This window comes from Pseudomonas syringae group sp. 26L6, from assembly GCF_032587815.1.
Classification (GTDB): Bacteria; Pseudomonadota; Gammaproteobacteria; order Pseudomonadales; family Pseudomonadaceae; genus Aquipseudomonas; species Aquipseudomonas amygdali.
In genome coordinates this window covers 74,878-94,163 of record NZ_JAWHPJ010000053.1, presented here as the reverse complement: position 1 = coordinate 94,163, position 19,286 = coordinate 74,878, and the positions used below count along the sequence as shown (strand labels likewise).

Annotated in this window: 19 protein-coding genes; 4 read left to right on the top strand and 15 right to left on the bottom strand. The window is 56.7% G+C overall.

The window, feature by feature from the left end; genetic code table 11:
- Positions 1 to 82 precede the first annotated feature (82 nt).
- Entirely contained in the window at positions 83 to 1,075 is a 993-nt protein-coding gene (locus RYA97_RS20660) for a hypothetical protein (protein WP_005745851.1), read from the top strand.
- A gap of 56 nt (positions 1,076 to 1,131) precedes the next feature.
- Here RYA97_RS20660 and RYA97_RS20655 read toward each other — a convergent pair whose 3' ends face one another.
- The 9 genes from RYA97_RS20655 to RYA97_RS20615 form a co-directional block, all read right to left on the bottom strand.
- The gene (locus RYA97_RS20655; protein WP_002552349.1) at positions 1,132 to 2,151 is read right to left on the bottom strand and encodes a branched-chain amino acid aminotransferase; all 1,020 of its coding nucleotides are present in this window, start codon (positions 2,149 to 2,151) and stop codon (positions 1,132 to 1,134) included.
- A 145-nt stretch (positions 2,152 to 2,296) separates the two neighbouring features.
- Positions 2,297 to 2,941, bottom strand: a complete 645-nt coding sequence (locus tag RYA97_RS20650; protein WP_005745850.1) for a CatB-related O-acetyltransferase — start codon at positions 2,939 to 2,941, stop codon at positions 2,297 to 2,299.
- Between the two features lie 41 nt (positions 2,942 to 2,982).
- Positions 2,983 to 3,867 (bottom strand): glycosyltransferase family 2 protein, encoded by an 885-nt coding sequence (locus RYA97_RS20645; protein ID WP_005745849.1) that lies wholly within the window; start codon positions 3,865 to 3,867, stop codon positions 2,983 to 2,985.
- A 254-nt stretch (positions 3,868 to 4,121) separates the two neighbouring features.
- Positions 4,122 to 5,009 carry a heme o synthase gene (gene cyoE, locus RYA97_RS20640; protein ID WP_002552346.1) on the bottom strand — a complete coding sequence of 296 codons (888 nt, stop codon included), beginning with the start codon at positions 5,007 to 5,009 and terminating at the stop codon, positions 4,122 to 4,124.
- 10 nt (positions 5,010 to 5,019) lie between these two features.
- Positions 5,020 to 5,352 carry a cytochrome o ubiquinol oxidase subunit IV gene (gene cyoD / locus RYA97_RS20635; protein WP_002552345.1) on the bottom strand — a complete coding sequence of 111 codons (333 nt, stop codon included), beginning with the start codon at positions 5,350 to 5,352 and terminating at the stop codon, positions 5,020 to 5,022.
- Positions 5,352 to 5,984, bottom strand: a complete 633-nt coding sequence (locus RYA97_RS20630; RefSeq protein ID WP_002552344.1) for a cytochrome o ubiquinol oxidase subunit III — start codon at positions 5,982 to 5,984, stop codon at positions 5,352 to 5,354. Before RYA97_RS20630 ends, cyoD begins: the two co-directional genes overlap by 1 nt.
- Positions 5,985 to 5,987: 3 nt before the next feature.
- Positions 5,988 to 8,000: a cytochrome o ubiquinol oxidase subunit I gene (cyoB, locus tag RYA97_RS20625; protein WP_004656083.1), complete on the bottom strand. Its 2,013-nt coding sequence runs from the start codon at positions 7,998 to 8,000 to the stop codon at positions 5,988 to 5,990.
- Positions 8,001 to 8,003: 3 nt separating this feature from the next.
- Positions 8,004 to 8,945, bottom strand: coding sequence for a ubiquinol oxidase subunit II (cyoA, locus tag RYA97_RS20620; RefSeq protein ID WP_004656081.1), 942 nt, complete (start codon positions 8,943 to 8,945; stop codon positions 8,004 to 8,006).
- Between the two features lie 464 nt (positions 8,946 to 9,409).
- On the bottom strand, positions 9,410 to 9,919 hold the full coding sequence (locus tag RYA97_RS20615; RefSeq protein WP_004666118.1) for a disulfide bond formation protein B: 510 nt from the start codon (positions 9,917 to 9,919) through the stop codon (positions 9,410 to 9,412).
- 611 nt (positions 9,920 to 10,530) lie between these two features.
- On the opposite strand from RYA97_RS20615, the gene RYA97_RS20610 reads away from it, so the two are divergent.
- The 3 genes from RYA97_RS20610 to RYA97_RS20600 all read left to right on the top strand — a co-directional run bounded on the left by RYA97_RS20610 (position 10,531) and on the right by RYA97_RS20600 (position 12,826).
- Positions 10,531 to 11,427 carry a chemotaxis protein gene (locus tag RYA97_RS20610; RefSeq protein WP_004656074.1) on the top strand — a complete coding sequence of 299 codons (897 nt, stop codon included), beginning with the start codon at positions 10,531 to 10,533 and terminating at the stop codon, positions 11,425 to 11,427.
- Between the two features lie 65 nt (positions 11,428 to 11,492).
- Positions 11,493 to 11,954, top strand: coding sequence for a GNAT family N-acetyltransferase (locus RYA97_RS20605; RefSeq protein WP_316893160.1), 462 nt, complete (start codon positions 11,493 to 11,495; stop codon positions 11,952 to 11,954).
- 116 nt (positions 11,955 to 12,070) lie between these two features.
- Positions 12,071 to 12,826: a YkgJ family cysteine cluster protein gene (locus RYA97_RS20600; RefSeq protein WP_005745844.1), complete on the top strand. Its 756-nt coding sequence runs from the start codon at positions 12,071 to 12,073 to the stop codon at positions 12,824 to 12,826.
- Between the two features lie 18 nt (positions 12,827 to 12,844).
- Here RYA97_RS20600 and RYA97_RS20595 read toward each other — a convergent pair whose 3' ends face one another.
- The 6 genes from RYA97_RS20595 to RYA97_RS20570 all read right to left on the bottom strand — a co-directional run bounded on the left by RYA97_RS20595 (position 12,845) and on the right by RYA97_RS20570 (position 19,028).
- On the bottom strand, positions 12,845 to 13,069 hold the full coding sequence (locus tag RYA97_RS20595; protein WP_004656067.1) for a hypothetical protein: 225 nt from the start codon (positions 13,067 to 13,069) through the stop codon (positions 12,845 to 12,847).
- A gap of 93 nt (positions 13,070 to 13,162) precedes the next feature.
- Entirely contained in the window at positions 13,163 to 14,161 is a 999-nt protein-coding gene (locus tag RYA97_RS20590) for a fimbrial protein (RefSeq protein ID WP_005778174.1), read from the bottom strand.
- Position 14,162: 1 nt separating this feature from the next.
- Positions 14,163 to 14,948, bottom strand: coding sequence for a molecular chaperone (locus RYA97_RS20585; protein WP_010201905.1), 786 nt, complete (start codon positions 14,946 to 14,948; stop codon positions 14,163 to 14,165).
- Complete coding sequence (locus RYA97_RS20580) at positions 14,945 to 17,416, bottom strand: fimbria/pilus outer membrane usher protein (protein WP_029240805.1); 2,472 nt, start codon at positions 17,414 to 17,416, stop codon at positions 14,945 to 14,947. The genes RYA97_RS20585 and RYA97_RS20580 overlap by 4 nt, the downstream gene beginning before the upstream one ends.
- A gap of 202 nt (positions 17,417 to 17,618) precedes the next feature.
- Positions 17,619 to 18,380, bottom strand: a complete 762-nt coding sequence (locus RYA97_RS20575; protein ID WP_002552335.1) for a molecular chaperone — start codon at positions 18,378 to 18,380, stop codon at positions 17,619 to 17,621.
- A 63-nt stretch (positions 18,381 to 18,443) separates the two neighbouring features.
- On the bottom strand, positions 18,444 to 19,028 hold the full coding sequence (locus tag RYA97_RS20570) for a fimbrial protein (RefSeq protein ID WP_004656053.1): 585 nt from the start codon (positions 19,026 to 19,028) through the stop codon (positions 18,444 to 18,446).
- Positions 19,029 to 19,286: the final 258 nt, after the last annotated feature.

Genomic DNA, 19,286 nt, shown 5'->3' with positions numbered 1-19,286 from the left:
ATCCGCGTCTTCGTACATATTCTGTTGCAAGCCCTTTGCGCCTGAAATAGCGTGGTGTTCTGGACGAACAAGGACTACACGCATGAAGCCCGGCAAACCTATCACACGCGCATTCTGTGTCGAGTTGCAGCAAGAGCTGTCAATCGCGGCTGCCCGACGCGAATACTTCTCTCAGGAGCCGCCACGCAAACGCTTCGAGTTTCTCTGCTCAAATGAGGCTTGCAGGGCAATGGGGGCAAAGGTGACCGGGGTTCGCTATGACGTGAAACCACAGGACAACCCGACCTTCGTTGCTGCGCACTTCCGTGCCAACCCGCACTACGATCACCATCCGGGGTGTGAATGGGTGGACGAGAGCGCCGAAGAAAAGCCGGATGTTCATGTCGAAGAAACAGATGCTCAGACGCGTCTGCGCCAGGCCAAGCGCAAGCTGGATGACTACATCGACATATTCGACCCGACGCTCAAAGCACCCGCCAAAGAGAAGTCCGGGGAAGAAAAAGCCGGTGCAGGCAATCTGCAGCCCGTCGTCAGCCAGCCTTTGACCGAACCGGCGTCACCCAAGGCCGCCCGCTACAGCGAAACCCGCACCAACAACCTGGAGCGCCTGGTAGACAGCTATCGACAGGCCAAGGCCGAGTTGTCACTGGACGATTTCAAGCTGTTGAAACTGAGAATTCCCGGTCAGGGCGAAGTGTCGCTACGCGGGTATTTCCGCCATATCAAGTACGCGCAAACGGGTGACAACGACCGTGTGCTATTCGGTGGAGGGTTGATTGAGCAACGTTACGGGCTGGGGTTCAAGTTCAGGTTTTTTGACCGTATCGACGGCAAACTGGTAACGCTTTACGTATCGCCCGCGCAAATGCAGGCCTACCGTTCAAGCCGCTATATCAGTGAGCTATTAAGCCACGCGGATGACGTGAAGTTCTTCACGGTATATGCACTGGGAACGGTTACGCCAAGCCCATCGGGCAAGAGCTATGGCCTGGAGGTCGATGACTTGCGGCATCTGGCGATTGTGCTGGGCCCAGCGAAAGACCTGATCCAGGAATGGAAAGCCGCTGCACCTTGAGCATGCGTCCAGTGACCGTTCCAGCGCATGGCGCTGGAACGATACAGGTCAAGCTATCAGGCTTTGACGATCCAGCCGGCTGGCGCCTCGATGTCACCGGATTGCACGCCGGTCAATTCCTTGTACAGACGCTGAGTGACCGGACCGACTTCGGTCTGGCTGTAGAACACATGCAGCTTGTCCTTGTAGGAAATCCCGCCAATCGGGGTGATCACCGCAGCCGTACCGCAAGCGCCCGCTTCCTTGAAGGTGTCGAGCTGGTCGATGAATACATCGCCCTCCTCGACCGTCAGGCCAAGACGGGATTTTGCCAGTTCGATCAACGACAGGCGGGTGATGCCCGGCAGCACCGACGGTGATTTCGGCGTCAGGAACACATCATCATTGGTGATGGCAAAGAAGTTTGCCGAACCCACTTCCTCGATCTTGGAATGGGTCTGCGGGTCGAGATAGATGCAATCGGCGAAACTGTGTTTCTTGGCTTCAGAGCCGGGCATCAGGCTGGCGGCATAGTTGCCACCAACCTTGGCAGCCCCGGTGCCATTGGGCGCAGCGCGGTCATACCCGGAAATCACGAAATTGTTTGGCTTCAGGCCGCCCTTGAAATAGGCGCCCACCGGGATGCAGAAGATCGAAAAGATGAACTCCGGGGCCGTACGCACGCCGATGTTGTCACCCACACCAATCACGAACGGGCGCAGATACAACGCGCCGCCTGAACCGTATGGCGGGATGAAACGTTCGTTGGCCTTGACGACCTGTTTGCAGGCCTCGATGAACACATCAGTCGGTACATGAGGCATCAACAGACGAGAACAACTGCGCTGCATGCGCTGCGCGTTCTGATCGGGACGGAAAAGATTGATCGAGCCATCCTTGCAGCGATAGGCCTTGAGACCTTCGAAGCACTGCTGACCATAATGCAGCGCGGTCGAACCCTCGCTGATATGCAGCGTGTTGTCCTCGGTCAGCGACCCCTGATCCCAGGCGCCGTCGCGCCAATGAGAAAGGTAGCGCTTGTCAGTCTTGATGTAATCGAAACCCAGAGTGTCCCAGTTGATGCTTTCTTGACTCATAACGCCCTCTATCATTTTAGCGACTGCCTGGACGAGTCAGGCCAATGCCTTATTCTGCCAGATCATTCAGGCCCTGAGGCTCGAAATAAATGCAAACCGACAAGGCATTTCTGACGCACGTCCACACCCAGTCATCAACTGAGTCCTAACCAATGGCCGACTGCGTTGCCGATGCCTGACGCTGGCGAACGTAGCCGAGAAAGGCATCCATGTCAGAACTGCACAACGTTCGCGCTACGGCCTTGACCTCCTCCATCGGCCAGTCCCACCAGGCAGTTTGTAACAACAGGTCGCGAACATCCTCTTCAAAACGCCAGCGGATGAACTTGCAGGGGTTGCCCCCCACAACCGAATAGGGGGCCACATCCCTGACAACCATCGCACCAGCGGCAACGATTGCACCGTGGCCGATGTTAACGCCCGAAACAATGACAGCGTTGGCGCATATCCAGCAGTCACTGCCAATCACGACATCGCCTTTGCTGGGAGCGTAATCCTTGATATCCGCCACTTGCTCGGCCATCGCCGGAAACGGATAAGTCGTGATCCAGTCGGTGCGGTGTTCGCCGCCCAGCAGGATCTTCACCCCCTCGGCAATCGAGGTGTAAGCACCTACCCTCAGTATTGCGTCATCACCAAAATCGACAATCTCCGGCACCCCGTAAGTACCCACCCCTACCACCGCACGCGGATACTTCAACCTGATTTTTTCGGCATGCCGTTCCAGCTTGTCCATTTTGCGCAGTTGCCTGCGCACTTTCCTTGCCTTCAGAAGCTCGATGATTTTCATGGTTACCTTGAATAAATTCCATTTCAAACAGCCTCACCGCGCTACCGGTAGCTGAAAATTAAACGCTTGCAACGCCGCCAGGTTGTACGATCGGCATATTTAAACGGGATAGAGAGCAGTAGTTTCCAGGCGTATCGCTTATCCGCGACCGCAGCGTATTTCAATGCCTTGTTGACGACTTGAGTGCGGCCACTCTGATATTCGGGATGCTCACGGTAGGGCTCGATACTTTTGAGATCAGCCTCAAGCAGCACCTTGTACTTGCGTGAAAGGTTGTTGGGGTGACGTCGATAGCGTGTCACGACTTCGGGGATCACATGCATTTCATAGCCCAGGCGGGCAATTCTCAGCGTGGCCTGGAAATCCTGAACCTTTATCTCCGGATCGTAGCCGTTCGCGTCGCGCATGGCCTGCATCCGATACAGGGCCACCGGCGCCCCGACAACGACCGCACCGCGCAACACGTCGTCGAATGTCAGCCGTTCGATATAGTCGCGCGATTGGCATTTGATCGTGTTGCCGTCGCAGTCCATGTAGCTGATCAGTGCGCCTACGCAGCCGACTTCGGGGTGCTCGTCGAGATACTGCGCACGGATACGCAGCGAAAACGGGAGCATGATGTCATCGAGGTCCGGTGTGGACAGATAGACGCCTTTCGCATGTCGCAGGCCATGATTGAGAGCGGCACTGACCCCCTGGTTGGCTTGGCGATAGAGCTGGAACGGGTAACGCGCTTGCAATGACTCAAGCATCGTGATGCTGTTGTCGGTCGAACCATCGTCAACGATGATGACTTCAAAATTACCGTAGTCCTGAGCAAAGATGCTCTGAAGGGCAGCTTCAAGGAAGCGCTCGGCGTTATAGCAAGGGGCGACAATCGAGACCAGGGGTTGAGGCGTGAGTCTCTGACTTTCTGAGGGCATCATGGGGTAATAGCCATAATCATTATCGGCCCTGACGGGCTCGGGGAACGGGTTATCCATAACAGGCGTTCGAAAAGCCGCACATCATGCGGTAAACAGCCCGTTTTTTCTATGGAAGGTCACAAACGCCCTATAACGAGGCATATCCGACCGCAAAAAATGCTGCCACCGCCGAACATTCATCAAGTGTAGATTGTATCCGAAAAAAAACCCCGTTCTTCGCAGAACGGGGTTTCGGTTTGTGCATCAGGTGAAAATCAGAAGGCGTAGGTCACCAACAATTCTTTTGTCACCTGAAAGTCCACCGACATCATCACGCTCAAGGCAGTGATGGTGAAGATAGAAAACACGAACAGCTTGCGAGCCCAGACAGTATCGTCAACGGCTTTGTAACCCTTCCAGGCCATGTACAACCAGTACATCCCCATGCCTGCTGCAACAGCCAGGTAGTTGAGGCCCGCATAACCACCTACGGTCAACATCAGGGTCGCCACGAGGAACGCCAGAATGTAGAGCATGATGTGGCGCTTGGTGACCAGAATGCCGCGCTTGACCGGCAGTACCGGAATTTTCGCCGCACGATAGTCGTTGAAACGGAAGATGGCGATCGCATACGAATGCGGCATCTGCCACAGGCTGAACATCACCAGTAGCGTCAGGGCCGCGAAGTCGAAGCTGTTGGTCACTGCGCAGTAGCCGATCACTGGAGGCATGGCCCCCGAGAGACTGCCCACCAGTGTGCCGTGAACCGATCTGCGTTTCAGGTACAGGCTGTAAAGGCCGACATAGATCACAAACCCGATGACCGCAAACAAGGCAGCCAACGGGTTGGCCTCGGTGTACAGCAGGGCAACGCCCGCAACGCCGAGTATGGTTGCGTAGAGCAGCGCCAGTTTCAATGAAACCAGGCCCTGCACCAGGACCCGGTTACGGGTCCTTTCCATACGCTGATCGATATCGCGATCGATGCAGTTATTGAACACGCAACCAGACGCAACGACCAGGGAAGTACCGATTACTGCAGCGAGGAACACGCCGAAGTCGATATTTCCCTTGGAAGCCAGAAAAAAGCCACCTGCCACCGAAAGCACGTTACCGAAAATGATCCCCGGCTTGGTGATTTGGATAAAGTGCTTCAGTGACATCTGGTATTCCTCAATGCGCCATCATTTCGCGGTGGACGCTGAAAATGATCCACAGCGACAGGCCAACCAGCAGGACGATAACCATCGTGGTAAAGGCGAAGGCCATCACGTTGTTGCGCTGCACGCTCGTGAAATCCAGGTGCAGGAAGTAATGCAGGTGCACCAGGATCTGGATGATCGCGAAGACCAGAACGATTGCAATCGTCATGTCCTTCGGCAGCGACGGCGACATCACCAGGGCAAACGGAATGGCGGTCAGGATGATCGACAGTACGAAACCGATGATGTACGACTTCACTGAGCCGTGACTATTGTCTTCAGCGGAGTGATGCGAATTTGACATTACAAAGCTCCCATCAGATAGACAACGGTGAACACGCCGATCCAGACAACGTCCAGGAAGTGCCAGAACAGGCTGAGGCAGCTCAGGCGAGTCTTGTTGGTGTTGGTCAGGCCCTTTTTCTGGACCTGGAACATCATGATCGCCATCCAGATCAGACCGCTGGTCACGTGTGCGCCGTGCAGGCCTACCAGCGCGAAGAACGCTGACAGGAAGCCGCTGCGGCTCGGACCGTAGCCTTCGTGGATCAGGTGATGGAATTCATAGATTTCCATACCGATAAACGCAGCACCACACAGGAAGGTCAGGGCCAGCCAGCCAAGAACCTGGCTTTTCTTGCCCTTGTACAGCGCCAGCATGGCGAAGCCGTAGGTGATACTACTGACCAGCAGGAACGCGGTTTCCACAGCCACGAATGGCAGCAGGAAGATGTCCTGGCCCGACGGGCCACCCGCGACACTGTTGACCATCACGGCGTACACCGCGAAGAACGAAGCGAACAACACGCAGTCAGTCATCAGGTACAGCCAGAAGCCGTAGACCGTCATGCCACCGCTGTCGTGGTGATCGTCATGCCCATGATCATGGTCGTGACCGTGATCGTGGGCTCCGGAGTTGATTGCAATATTTGACATTGTTTAAACCTGTTCCAGCGAGGACTTGACAGGAGTGTATGCACCGTTGGCCGCCAGGACCTTGTGATGCTCACCTTCAATACGCGCTACATCTTCAGCCGGCACCATATAACCCTGGTCGTCACGGACAGCGTGAGCAACGAAGACTGCAATGGTCGCCACCAGGCTTGCGCCTACCAGCCACCAGATGTGCCAGATGAATGCGAAGCCGAAGACCGTCAGCAACATACCCATGTACAGGCCTGTTGCAGTGTTGTTAGGCATGTGGATCGCCGAGTAGCGGGCAGGAACCTTGTAAGCGGTGCCGGCACGTTTTGCATCGGTGAACGCGTCGATGTCGTCAGCTTTTGGCAGTTCGGCAAAGTTGTAGAACGGCGGTGGCGAAGAAGTGGACCATTCCAGGGTATGGCCATTCCATGGGTCACCGGTCAGATCGCGGTTGTTGTCGCGGTCACGGATACTCACGAACAGCTGGATCAGCTGCGAAGCGATACCCATGGCGATCAGCACGGCACCGAACAGCGCGACGTCCAGGTAGATGTTCCACTCTGGCATGTCGGTAGCGTTCAGACGACGGGTCATGCCCAGGAAGCCCAGCGCGTAAAGCGGCATGAACGCGACGAAGAAGCCGACGATCCAGAACCAGAACGCTGCCTTGCCCCACTTCTCGTTCAGGGTGAAGCCGAACGCTTTAGGGAACCAGAACGCGAAGCCGGCGATGTAACCGAATACCGCACCGCCGATGATGACGTTGTGGAAGTGAGCGATTACGAACAGGCTGTTGTGCAGTACGAAGTCAGCACCTGGAATCGCCAACAGAACGCCGGTCATACCGCCGATCGAGAAGGTGACCATGAAGCCCAGGGTCCAGAGTACTGGCGCGGTAAAGCGCAGACGCCCTTGATACATGGTGAACAGCCAGTTGAATAGCTTCACACCCGTCGGGATCGCGATAAGCATCGTCGCCAGGCCGAAGAAGGCGTTGACGTTGGCACCCGCACCCATCGTGAAGAAGTGGTGCAGCCAGACCATGAAGCCCAGGATACAGATCGCACCGGAGGCGAAGATCATCGACTTGTGGCCGAACAGACGCTTGCCGGAGAACGTGGAGATGACTTCCGAGAAAACGCCGAAAGCCGGCAGGATCAGGATGTACACCTCAGGGTGACCCCACGCCCAGAACAGGTTCACGTACATCATGGGGTTGCCGCCCATTTCGTTCGTGAAAATGTGGAAGTCCAGGTAGCGGTCAAGGGTCAGGAACGCCAGGGTAGCGGTCAGGATCGGGAACGAAGCCACGATCAGGATGTTTGCCCAGGTGCAGGTCCAGGTGAAGATCGGCATGTCCATCAGTTTCATGCCAGGGGTACGCATCTTCAGAACGGTCACGAGGAAGTTGACCCCCGTCAGCGTCGTACCTAACCCGGATAACTGTAGCGCCCAGATGTAGTAGTCAACCCCTACGCCAGGACTGTATTGCAACCCGGAAAGAGGTGGATACGCTACCCAGCCGGTCTTGGCGAATTCACCGACACCCAGGGAGATGTTGATCAGCAGCATACCTGCGACCAGCAGCCAGAAGCTCAGGGAGTTCAGGAACGGGAACGCCACGTCGCGAGCGCCGATCTGCAGAGGCAGAACAATGTTCATCAGACCCGTGAAGAACGGCATCGCCATGAAGATGATCATGATCACACCGTGAGCGGTGAAGATCTGGTCATAGTGCTCAGGCGGAAGGAACCCTTCGGAACCGTTCTGGGCCATCGCCAGTTGGGTACGCATCATGATGGCGTCGGCAAAACCGCGCAGCAGCATGACCATGGCAACGACGATGTACATCACGCCGATTTTCTTGTGGTCGACAGAGGTCAGCCATTCAGACCACAAGTACGTCCACTTGCGGAAATAGGTGATCAACCCGACAACCGCAATGCCGCCGAGCGCAATCATGGCAAGTGTCACCATGACTATCGGCTCGTGGAACGGCACCGCTTCCAGACTTAATTTGCCAAACATCGTTTACTCCTCTGCCCCAGCAGCTGAATTTTTGCCTTTTTCCGCACCAGCGTCACCGGCCACTTCCTTCTCACCAGCAACAACCTTCTTGCCTGGATTCATACCTTCATACTTGTCGATGACGATCTGGAACAGGTTCGGGGTGACCGAGGAAAAGAGTTCGACAGGGTTGCGTTCGCTCGGCTTGATCAACTCGGCGTATTCGGCCGTGCCAAGCTTTTTAGGTGAGCTCTTGACTTCGCTGACCCAGCTGTCGAAATCAGCCTGGCTGGTGGCGATAGCCTTGAACTTCATACCGGTAAAGCCCGCGCCACTGTAGTTGGCCGAAATACCGTTGAATTCGTGATTTTCGTTGGCAATCAGGTGCAGCTTGGTGTGCATGCCCGCCATTGCGTAGATCTGACCACCCAGACCAGGGATGAAGAAGGAGTTCATCACGCTGTCCGAGGTAACCTGGAAATTGATCGGGGTCTTGGCCGGGAACACGATCTTGTTGACCGTGGCGATGCCGTAGTCCGGATAGACGAATACCCACTTCCAGTCGACCGAGATCGCCTGAATGGTGATCGGCTTCACGTCCGACTCAAGCGGACGGTAAGGGTCCAGCGAGTGAGTAGAGACGTAAGTGATGTACCCCAGGAAGACCAGCAGCAGCATGGGTACGCCCCAGACTGCGATTTCGATCTTGGTGGAGTGGGACCAGTCCGGCGTGTACTTGGCGGCCTTGTTCGAAGCGCGATACTTCCATGCGAAGATCAGGGTCATCAGAATGACCGGGATCACGACAATCAGCATCAGCAACGTAGCGATTACGATCAGGTTCCGCTGCTCGATACCCACCTGCCCTTTTGGATCGAGCAGAGGTACGCCATCGCATCCACTGAGCAAAAGCATACAGAAAAGGGCCAAGAAGCCAAAAAACCTGGGGTACCTTTTTTTACTCATTTCACGACCTCTAAAAGCAGCTTGCGCGGTGCAGTTGGGTTTCGACCGCCAACACTTCGCCCTGCCAGTGCCGGCTAATTTTTTTGAATTGAACAAGGGCCTGCCAGTACGCACAGCGGCATATCGACAAGTCCGGGTTTAGCTATGGATTCTTGTTTTTTGAGTTGCTGGAACTGCCCAAAATATCGGGCAGACGCTTTCGACGCGGCCATCATACGCCCTCAGAGGCAAGCGTTGCGCTGCCTGTTCAGAGTGCACAGGGGACGCTCCAAGCCTCAAAATGCTGATCGTTCAGCCAGGCTGGACGACAAGTGGTGGGGATTGTAGATACGTAAATTTTTAATGACTATGCCTAATTTTGTAACAGTTATTCTCTCAATTCGTAACAATCACCCTCCAAAGACGTCATTTCACCCAAAAAAAGCCCCGTAATCACGGGGCTTTTTTCTCGAAAGCCCCTGTATTTAGTAAGGTTTGCGGCGGTTACGAATGATGCACGCCGGTACCAGAACTGCAGTCAGAACAAACGCTGCCAGCGCCCATTGCGCGAGTGATAATCCGAGGACCGGCGGATACGGCGTCGTACAGAAACCGCTGACCTGAAACCCTGTTGGGAACAGTGTAGCCAATGGCAGGCCATCAACGATCGGTTGCAGGACGTCGATACCGCAACTGTCGGACGGATGGGCAAGTATCCATACATGCCGACCGGCCGCGGCAATTCCGCCCAATGCGCTGAGGGTGACCAGCGTTTCACACACCGTAACGCCGCGACGTCCGGACATGGCAGCGCCGATGAACGCAAAAATGGCGATGAACAGCAGTGCGTAGCGCTGCAGGATGCATAGCGGGCAAGGCGCCTCGCCCAGCACGATCTGCATGTACAGGGCACCGCCGATCAGAGCCAGGCAGATAATCCCCAGCAAAACCAGAAAGCGCTTTTCGCGTCTCAGGTACAACGTGTTGTCGCTCATTCACATACCTTACTGAACTGATGAGGTGGTTGGTCAACGCCCTGCAATGTAAGGGCGAAGCCTGAAACAGGAGTGCACGGCCCGACCGTACCGAAGCGTGTGCGATGATCATCTGTCTGATTCTGCAACTCAAGCGCTCGCCAGCTATACGGGCACATTTGCCCGCTGGATGGTCTGAGCAGTGCCTATGCGATCAACCAGGCGGTCTTCGCCAAGGGCTGGATGAAAAACGCTTCTATATATAGAGGGTGCGTCACTATGTCGCACCACCTCTTCTATATATAGCTGCGGTATTTTGCCGCAGGGCATGCTGATGTCAAAGCACAGTCGCGTACGAACCTGCGACGCTGACTGTCGGAATGCGCAGAGCGACAGTGTGCCGCATCTCGCCCGGTTTGACTGGACCGGAGCCAGACTGCCACTATTCACGCTTGCACTGGCAGCTTATGCCGGCTGCCGTTACGTGTTGAAACAACTTTCAAGGACCAGCGAGCGGCGCGGCCAGCCGTCCGTTAAAAATCCTCAAGCCTGCTCGTCGCAGGTCGATAACCTGTCATAGAAAGTTGTTTGCCGCTTCCAGGCGACGAAACACCTACAGCCAGAAGGTTCATATGTCCAAGAACGTCCGAGCAGATTCACTTTCGCTGCTCCTCTTCACGTTGCGCAGCGGCAAGCTGATGGCGATCAACCTGCTCAAGGTCAGTGAGATCATTCCCTGCCCTCCCCTGACCCATCTTCCCGAATCGCACCCGCACGTCAAAGGTATCGCCACGTTGCGCGGCTCATCACTGTCGGTCATTGACCTGAGTCGTGCAATCGGTGAGCGCCCTCTGGCCGATCCCGACGGTGGCTGCCTGATCGTTACCGACGTCAGCCGCTCCAAACAGGGCCTGCACGTTCAGGCCGTGAGCAAGATTGTGCACTGCCTGACCACCGATATCCGTCCTCCACCCTATGGGTCGAGCAGCAAATCGTTCATCACCGGGGTCACTCAGGTCGATGGCGTGCTGGTACAGGTTCTGGATATCGAAAAAGTGATTCACGGTATTGCTCCGGCGCAAATCGTCGTGCAGTCGACGGAGCTGGCCAAAGAGGATGCCGAAATGCTCAGCAAGGCGCGAATTCTGGTCGTCGATGACAGCCAGGTTGCCCTGCAGCAGTCGATCATCACCTTGCGCAATCTGGGCATCGAATGCCACACGGCGCGCAGTGCCAAGGAAGCCATCGACGTTCTGCTGGATCTTCAAGGTACTGATCGGCAGATCAACGTGGTGGTTTCCGACATCGAGATGTCGGAGATGGATGGCTACGCGCTCACCCGTACTCTTCGCGACACGCCCGACTTCAGCGATCTGTATATCCTCTTGCACACCTCGCTCGACAGCGCGATGAACAGCGAGAAGTCGCAGATCGCCGGGGCCAACGCTGTGCTGACCAAGTTCTCGTCACCCGAGCTGACCAAATGCCTGATCGAGGCCGCACGTACGGTGGTCGCCCAAGGGCTCTGATCCCGGAGCGCGCACCGACGCAACGTCCGAACCTGACCGATGCATCTGCCGGACATTACTGGCTGATGCGTCGGAATCTCGCGTTACCAGTACCATCCGCGGTCTGGCCGCCGCGCGTCCTGCCGCGACCTTTCACCCTTGAGCAAGCCCCAGAGGTTCACCGCCTGCTGACATTGGGTCATGCCAGCGCGACAGGCAGCGTGCCGGATTATCCGCACTGGCGAGCCGCCTTCGAACAAGACCCTGAATTCGACACGTCGCGGTGCTTTCTGGCCATGCTCGACGAAACGGTGGTGGGCGTGATCGTCTGCTGGACCAGCGCATTCATCAAAGACCTGGTCGTGCATCCCGATGTGCGACATAGCGGGATCGGTTTCGCTCTGCTCAACCACCTGTTCGCCCATTTGAGTAAGTGTGGCGAAGCAGCGGTCGATCTTCACGTCATGGAAAACAACCTCAAGGCACGGCGTCTTTACGAGAAATCAGGGATGTCCTACCTGAAACGTTTCGATATCCCCGAAGCCTGACGGGCCCGTTGACTCAACCAGCGACTGGCGCACAACTTGCTTCCTGAGCTGCATCAGCCGGGAGAGTGACCAATTGTTGTCGCTCGGCGCGCAGCTCTGAAAGGGTCATCGAGACAATGGACACCAAGTTTTCCTGTGTGGGTTGCGGCGGTTGCTGCACCGACCACCACGTGCCTCTCACGCTCGGCGAAGCCGCGCAATGGGCGGCAGACGGCGGCAACGTGATTGTCTTGACCGAAGCGTTTCTAAGCAATGGCTATGGTGTGTCCGAGACCCAACTGACCCATGCCAGCCGTCGCTCGACGCAGGTGAACAGCGGCAGCACCACAGCCTTTGTGGCGATCACCTTCGCGGCCTACAACGTTGGGCGTTGCCGGAATCTTGACGAGAAAAACCTGTGTCGCATTTACGAGCGCAGGCCGCTGGTGTGCCGGATCTATCCGATGGAGATCAATCCGCACATTCCCTTGCGCCCCGAAACCAAGGGCTGCCCGCCAGAGTCCTGGGAGCAGGGCCCCGACCTGATCGTTGGCGACAGGCTGGTTGATACGCAATTGATGGACTTGATCGAACAATCCCGTCAGGCCGATCGGGATGAGATAGAGACCAAACAGTTGATCTGTCAGAAACTGGGCATACGCACCACCGCCCTCAAGGGCAACGGCTTCGTCGCGTATCTGCCGGACATGAACGCATTTGCGACCGCCATCGCGGAAGTCGCAAACCGTGCGCAGGATATGCAACCCAATGGCGCGCACTGGGAATTTCATGTGGCGGGACAGCAGGTTCTAGACACCCTGCAACAGGAGGGTGCCGACGTTACGGATCGGGAGCCGGTTTCCTACCTGTTCATACCCTTGCAGGCAGCCTGAACAGGATTACTCACGCGATCAGCGCTTGCCCATCGATCTGCGAGTGCCCGCCGGGGCTACGCCAGGGGTTTTGTGATGGCCATGCTTGTTGGCTTTCTGATGCCATGCGGGTTCCTTTTTGGCCTGGGCAAACTCCGAAGGCTTGAACGGAAAGCTGAAAGGCGCAATGACAGCCTTCTTTTCAGTGTCTGCGTTGGAGTCGGCTGCGGCGTCTTGAACAGTGGGTTGTTCAGGAGTGGTCATGGTGTCACCAGAAAGTCGAATTGGCCGGGCACATGCCCGCGGTCGCGCAGCATACATCAATCGCCGCGCAACCGCCCGAGCCTCCTGTCGCCGTCATTTGTAGAACAGATCGACCATGATCTCGGCATTGAACGGCCCCGGCCTTGGTGTGTTGGTATTCCAGAGCAATTGCGCATTGAAGTCAGCACTGGCAGCGTTGGTTTCGCCCAGCAGTTCCGCCAGATGGAACGGCTCGTTGTAACGTAACGGCTGGCCATTGACGGCACTGGCAATGCGAATTCCCAGTGAGTCGTTGCCAGAGGGAACGAGCAGTTCGCCCGACAGACTGCCTGTCACCGGCCTGAAACGCGCATCAATGCTGAAAGGCGAATCGCACGTGCGGCTGGTCAGCAGAGAAAATGTCTGTGTGGCGATCACCTTGCCAATAGTCACCTCGTGTATGGCAACGTCGCCGAACTCCACGGTTTCCGGGAGCACCTGCAGGTCGGCGTCGCAGGCCACGAACCGCAGCCCCCGCAGGTTGTTGATCACGTAACTGAGGCTGCGTCCCGGCACCCGGCTGGAGTCCGTCGCACCACCCAGTTGAAAAAACCGGTAATCCAGCAGATCACTGGCCACCCCAGAGGGTGGTGTTGCGCCGAACTTCTGAATAAACACGGAAAACGCCAGATTGAAGCGCACCTTTGGACAATTTTCGATATTGCTATCGCCTTCATGGCAGACAGGCAGGTAACTCCCGGTACTGACCCGTCCACTGCCTTGCAGGTAATCGGTACCCTGAAGTGTCATGCCAGCGCGGATACCCTGACCGATCAAACGATTGTCCGGATTCAGGTAGATGAAAATTTCTTCCTCGACAGACTGCGAGCCCTCCTTGGCACATTCGACCTGAACATTCACAGGCTCGGAACGCCACACTACCTCCCCGTTGGGAATCGACTCCGGGATCGCCACCGTACTACCCAGATCATCGTGAATTTCGGTTTCGCCCGTCCCCTGGGTGGTACAGACCAACGCGAAGACGGAAGTCGGATTCAGCATCAGCAACACCACAGTGGAGCGCAGCCAGCGTCTGGCAGACAGTAGTTTCATATCAGCATTCGTCCTGAAAGGAATTGTTCTCCAGCAGGCGGGCTGTAAAGACCGCATGCCCCTTGAGCGGTGTGCAATAAGTTCGCTGACCGCCGTAGTCGGTCAGCGCTTTGTATGAAAAACGGCGGGTTGCAGAAGGCAGAACGCTCGCTGGCACAACCATTTCAGAATGGGCACCCGGTGCCAGCAACAGGTACTCGCTGATTTGAACAGCGTCGATGCGCAACGCTTGCAGGGAAGCGTGATAAGGCATTGGGTTACTAACCGTCAGTACGGAAACGCCTGCCTCGTCATGAGTCAGTGTCCACAGCAACTTTGCGCCCGTGTCAGCCGGATTCCCCTCTAGACCAATGGGCCGGTAAAACACATTGATGCGCTGGCGCACGGCAACATTCAGCTGGCGAACGCCTTCCTGCCGTCGGGGCACCTCAAGCACATACAAATGCAGCAGTGACTCGCGCCCCTGTGGCATGCCTGTACCCTGATACAACACGCGCAGGGCCTGCCTGCCACCCACCGGCAGACGTGAAAGCGGTGGCGTGACCACGAACGGCAGCGTACTGCGCCGGGCCTGGGGAGTGTCGTCGTCATCGCGGGCATCACTTATCCATGCCTGAAAAAGTGCCTCGGAATCACCTCGGTTGCGCACCTCAATACTGGCTTCGTGATATTGGCCATCAAAGACCAGCCGTGTGCCGCTCAGCGAAATCGCCCCTTGTGCGCCAACGCTGCCCATTAGCAGCAGCACCGCCAACATTGCCGGGCATGAATCAGCAAGGGCGCTCATTGGCATGTCACCCTGATCCGCTCGTAGGCACGGGTCGGATCTCTGGGCGGCAGCGAGAATGCTGCCTGACAACTTTGATCAGACCAGCGAACCCGCAAGCTGCCGACATCATGCTCACTGAGAACCAACGCCTGACTGCCAGGGTCGACCACCGCCAGTGCCCTGCCCTGTTCATCTTCGACACTGGCACCCAGCGGTATTTTGCTACCGTCGGCGCGCACCAGTTCAAACTGGACCCGGCGGCCCACAACGGCTTTGAAGCGCACCAACGGTATCGCTCCCCGGCGCGGTACGAGCTGGGTGATGGCATTTTCCAGGTCGACATCAGCACCCAACTGGCGGGTATCCAGGCTGACCCAATTGGTCCGGTAGGCCTGCGCATAGGGCAGAACCGCATAGCCGTTGCCTGCGGTTTCGACGTTACTGAAGGACTTCAACCGAGCCCCGCTGACGTCCGGGACCTGAACCAGGGCGAAGGTTTCACCCAGCGCCTGCCCCAGGTTCACACCTCCGGGGTGAGCCACCAGCGAACCCGCCGCAGACAGGCTGAATGCATCGTAGTCCTGGCCCTGGCTATAACCTGCCTCGAAGCGACCGAACCCGGTGGTGGTACTGATCTTCCCGGCACCGAAACTGCCGGAGCTGCTGTCATGCCCGGCCTGTACCGAATAAAACGTATCACGATCCCCCAGCACCTGGCCGTTGAGCCCGGTCTGAGCGTTGTACTCACCGGTGCTGTCGCGCACGGCATTGAAAGACAGTCGCGACGAACCGGGGCTCGATCCGAGTGGCAGGGTCACGCTCAAGGCAACACGATTGTCGGTGCTCGCTTCACCGTTTCGCCCGAAGTCCTCGTTGCGTTCAATGGACAGGCTGTAATTGACGGTCTGCCAGGCAGCGTTATAGGACAGATAAAGTTGCCGGGTCTTGCCGGGCAGATTCCAGTAGCGCTGCTCGGAAGCGGTCAGACTCAGCGATGCGGCGTGGCTCGACACTATCTGGGTAACACTTAGCTCAAGCCGATCCCGAGCCAGGCCAGTGGACAGCGCATGTCTCTGCGGGTCGGTATCGCTGATGTGCTGGCTCAGGGTCCGGTACGCTTCAGTGGAATAGCGGTAACCTGCCACGGCCAGAGTGGTGTCGGTAACGTCCAGCGTGTTGGCATAGCGCACCCGTATGCTCTGGCCGCTGCGCGACTGTTGAGCAACCTGACTGACAGACCGGGTGATATCCAGCGACACTGCGCCCAGCCCGGTATTGATCCCGGCACCTATATTCGCGGCCTGATAATCTTCGGCCAGCTGCAGCCCCCCAAACCCGGTAATCCGCTCGGAAAGCCCATAGATCAGGGCTGTGCTGGCAAAGTCGGGAGAGGCTTGAACATCATTACTGTTATCGACCTGCCCGACGGCCAGGCTGTAGCGCAAGGATCCCCAGGGGACCATGATCGGCAGCGATGCGTAGGCCTGGGTAAAAGTCCGTACGCGCCCATCGGCCTCAATGACCGACACCGACAAATCACCATTGGAACCACTGGGGTAGATATCGGCAATTTCGAAAGGCCCCGGTGAAACACTGCCGCTGTACAGCAGAAAACCGTTCTGACGAACTTCCACCGTCGCGTTGGTCTCGGCAACCCCGCGGATGACCGGGGCATAGGCGCGCTCGCTGTCGGACAGCATGCCATCGTCAGAAGCCAGTGCTGCGCCCTTGAAGCGAACACTGTCGAAAACCTGCGAGTCGCTGAAGGTCTCCCCCACCGTGAACTGGCTTTTCAGGAAAGTGATGTCACGCTGCGCGAAAGTACGATTGCTGCGATAACGCCAGGGCCGATCACTGCCGCCGACCAGCGAGGACTCATTGCGCAATCGCCAGGCCCCGAGGTTCAGGCCATTTCGCATCCCGAGATAATACTGGTCCGTTTCCAGACCCTTGTTACGGCGTCTGCTGCCATTGGCGTTGTAATTGATAAAACCTGCCGTCTCACCCTGATCCCAAAGCTCCGGTGAAACATAACCGCGAGCGCCCCGCGACATAACGGCTTGCGGCACACTGATTGTGAGTCGCAGCGCACCGGGCTGATAGTCGACGCGCGCAAACTCGACACGCGCAGGCAAATCGAAACAGCCCTGAGCAGCGCCTTCATCTGAAGGCAGGCGACTCAGGTCCAGACCGAAGCTCTGTAGCATTTCAAGCGACAGACAGGGTTCAATCAGGCCTGACACCCGATTTTTTGAAAAGGCGATATCTCGCCTGCCGCTCAGTTTGCGATTGACGTAAATATCAACCCGATAAGTGCCGGGCAGTACGCTGTTGGTACGCAGAAACTCCTGGAGGTCAGGCGGCTGATCGCTTCCCTGGATAAATGCCGTATTGAATTTGACTGTCCCGTCAGCCCGAGTACCGCCAGGCGAGGCTGCGAACGCGCTGAGCGAAAACATCAACGTCAACCCCAGGCCGATACCCAGCGGACAGTGTCGTGGGTGAGGCAGAGCGAACTGTGCAATGACTCCCTTGTGATCTTTTTTGCGCCATTCCATAGCGGTCTTCACTCTACTTCGGCTGTCGCGCGCGCCGCGCAATCCTTTACACAGACGCAGGTCTGCCGGGCCGGTTTGTCACGCAGGCCCAACGGTTTGAACAGTTAACGCTGATGTGTGATGCGGCAGGTTACCGAGGCAAGGCCTTGTGGGCATGACCCGGTTCTTTATCGGCCAGTGTCACTTGATAAGGCACTTGCCCGCCGTAATCATTGATACTCACGAAACTCACCAGCAACGGCGCACTTCCCGGTGTGTGCAGCAACGGGATACGCAGTTGTTGATGGGGGGCAAGCATCTGACTGTCGAGACGGGCAAGTTCACTATCGTGTTGGCGTATGGAAATCCTCAGCATGGACACGTGATAGGGCCCTGGATTTTCCACCTGCACACCCGCGTTATCGATTGATTGCCAGTTCAGCTGTTCAGGTGCCTGCTGCGGATCGCCCTGCAAACCGTCAGGCCGAAAGAACACTTTTATGCGCTGACGTATCGCAATCTGCAGTGTGTTCTCGGCAGCAGTCTGGGGGATTTCCTGCACATTGAGCCATAACACTGATTCACGATCAGTGGGCATGTCTGCACCGGAATGAATGATGCGCAACAGTTGCTTGCCACCTCCGGCCATGCGCGTCAGCGCAGGCGTGACGATAAAAGGCAAATACGCTGGGGTGTCGTTGTTATCAGTCTTGTTGGTCGCCACTGTCGGAGATTCAAGCCAGGACTGCAGGAGAATCTCTCCCCCGCCACTGTTATGAACACCCAGACTGACCTCTTTTTCATTACCCTGATAAATGACGCGCGTCGTATTCAATACGATGCCCGCCTGAACAGAGGACGCACAGCACACTAGCGCAACAAGCATCGTGTAGCGAAAAAAAACAGGAAACATACTGGCGTTCGCCTTGAATTCGATAAGGGACAGGGCGAGCCGTGCCCGCCCTGTCCGACACGGTTACTCGTAATCCATCACGAACGGCAGGAAGCCGTCGGCATTACCCGGATTGGTCGGCGTGCCGTTAAGCACATAGACCGCGCCAAAATTTATTTCAGCAGTCGCGCCGCCGGCACCATCCTTGATGAGCGTGGTGTCGACGGTTTCAGCACCGCTCAGGTCCATCAGAACGCTGGAGGTATTGAGCAGGCCGATACCAACACCATCTGCCGCGCCGGTGGTGCGCAGAAGTTTGGCATCGTTATTGTCCAGGCCGCTGCCGTTACGGGCAGTAAGGCGCATCTTGACCATGCTGTATTGATCTGCACCCGCGCTACAGTTGACCAGCAGCTGAATAGGCGCAGCCGTTTCGAATCGACTTTCACTCGATACACCAATATCGGAGAAGGAAACGTTACCCAGGTCGACATTGATTTCGCCAGGGTTGGTGCCCGTACTGACGCCTGTGCCCGGTCCCACATCGCAGGAGATATTGGTCAGTGTGCCATTGAAGACCATTTTTCCGTTGTTCGCTGCACTGACGTTACCCGCCATGCCAACGCCCATTACGCCCAGAACTGCCAATGTAAGAGAAAGCTTTTTCATGCTAACGACCTTCCTTGTGTTATGTCGTGTGTGCCCGCTATCGGACGGTGAGCACTATAGATCCAGGTCTATTTCGATGCTGTCAGCTGGATAACTTTTAACCCGCAGACAACACAACACGACACGCAGGACAGGTCTGTAGGAATAACCAGGCGTCTTGCGCAAGTAGGCTAATTACGGCTGTTAAACAGTGTGGCGCCGATGTTTTAAACCGCGGCGCTTTCAGTTTTGAAAGGGCTGACCGGACACGGGACCGTC

Bases quoted from the DNA above. Each gene is read 5' to 3' on its own strand.
- RYA97_RS20660 (WP_005745851.1), top strand. From the start codon at position 83: ATGAAGCCCGGCAAACCTATCACACGCGCATTCTGTGTCGAGTTGCAG.
- RYA97_RS20655 (WP_002552349.1), bottom strand. From the start codon at position 2,151: ATGAGTCAAGAAAGCATCAACTGGGACACTCTGGGTTTCGATTACATC.
- RYA97_RS20650 (WP_005745850.1), bottom strand. From the start codon at position 2,941: ATGAAAATCATCGAGCTTCTGAAGGCAAGGAAAGTGCGCAGGCAACTG.
- RYA97_RS20645 (WP_005745849.1), bottom strand. From the start codon at position 3,867: ATGATGCCCTCAGAAAGTCAGAGACTCACGCCTCAACCCCTGGTCTCG.
- cyoE (WP_002552346.1), bottom strand. From the start codon at position 5,009: ATGTCACTGAAGCACTTTATCCAAATCACCAAGCCGGGGATCATTTTC.
- cyoD (WP_002552345.1), bottom strand. From the start codon at position 5,352: ATGTCAAATTCGCATCACTCCGCTGAAGACAATAGTCACGGCTCAGTG.
- RYA97_RS20630 (WP_002552344.1), bottom strand. From the start codon at position 5,984: ATGTCAAATATTGCAATCAACTCCGGAGCCCACGATCACGGTCACGAC.
- cyoB (WP_004656083.1), bottom strand. From the start codon at position 8,000: ATGTTTGGCAAATTAAGTCTGGAAGCGGTGCCGTTCCACGAGCCGATA.
- cyoA (WP_004656081.1), bottom strand. From the start codon at position 8,945: ATGAGTAAAAAAAGGTACCCCAGGTTTTTTGGCTTCTTGGCCCTTTTC.
- RYA97_RS20615 (WP_004666118.1), bottom strand. From the start codon at position 9,919: ATGAGCGACAACACGTTGTACCTGAGACGCGAAAAGCGCTTTCTGGTT.
- RYA97_RS20610 (WP_004656074.1), top strand. From the start codon at position 10,531: ATGTCCAAGAACGTCCGAGCAGATTCACTTTCGCTGCTCCTCTTCACG.
- RYA97_RS20605 (WP_316893160.1), top strand. From the start codon at position 11,493: ATGCGTCGGAATCTCGCGTTACCAGTACCATCCGCGGTCTGGCCGCCG.
- RYA97_RS20600 (WP_005745844.1), top strand. From the start codon at position 12,071: ATGGACACCAAGTTTTCCTGTGTGGGTTGCGGCGGTTGCTGCACCGAC.
- RYA97_RS20595 (WP_004656067.1), bottom strand. From the start codon at position 13,069: ATGACCACTCCTGAACAACCCACTGTTCAAGACGCCGCAGCCGACTCC.
- RYA97_RS20590 (WP_005778174.1), bottom strand. From the start codon at position 14,161: ATGAAACTACTGTCTGCCAGACGCTGGCTGCGCTCCACTGTGGTGTTG.
- RYA97_RS20585 (WP_010201905.1), bottom strand. From the start codon at position 14,948: ATGAGCGCCCTTGCTGATTCATGCCCGGCAATGTTGGCGGTGCTGCTG.
- RYA97_RS20575 (WP_002552335.1), bottom strand. From the start codon at position 18,380: ATGTTTCCTGTTTTTTTTCGCTACACGATGCTTGTTGCGCTAGTGTGC.
- RYA97_RS20570 (WP_004656053.1), bottom strand. From the start codon at position 19,028: ATGAAAAAGCTTTCTCTTACATTGGCAGTTCTGGGCGTAATGGGCGTT.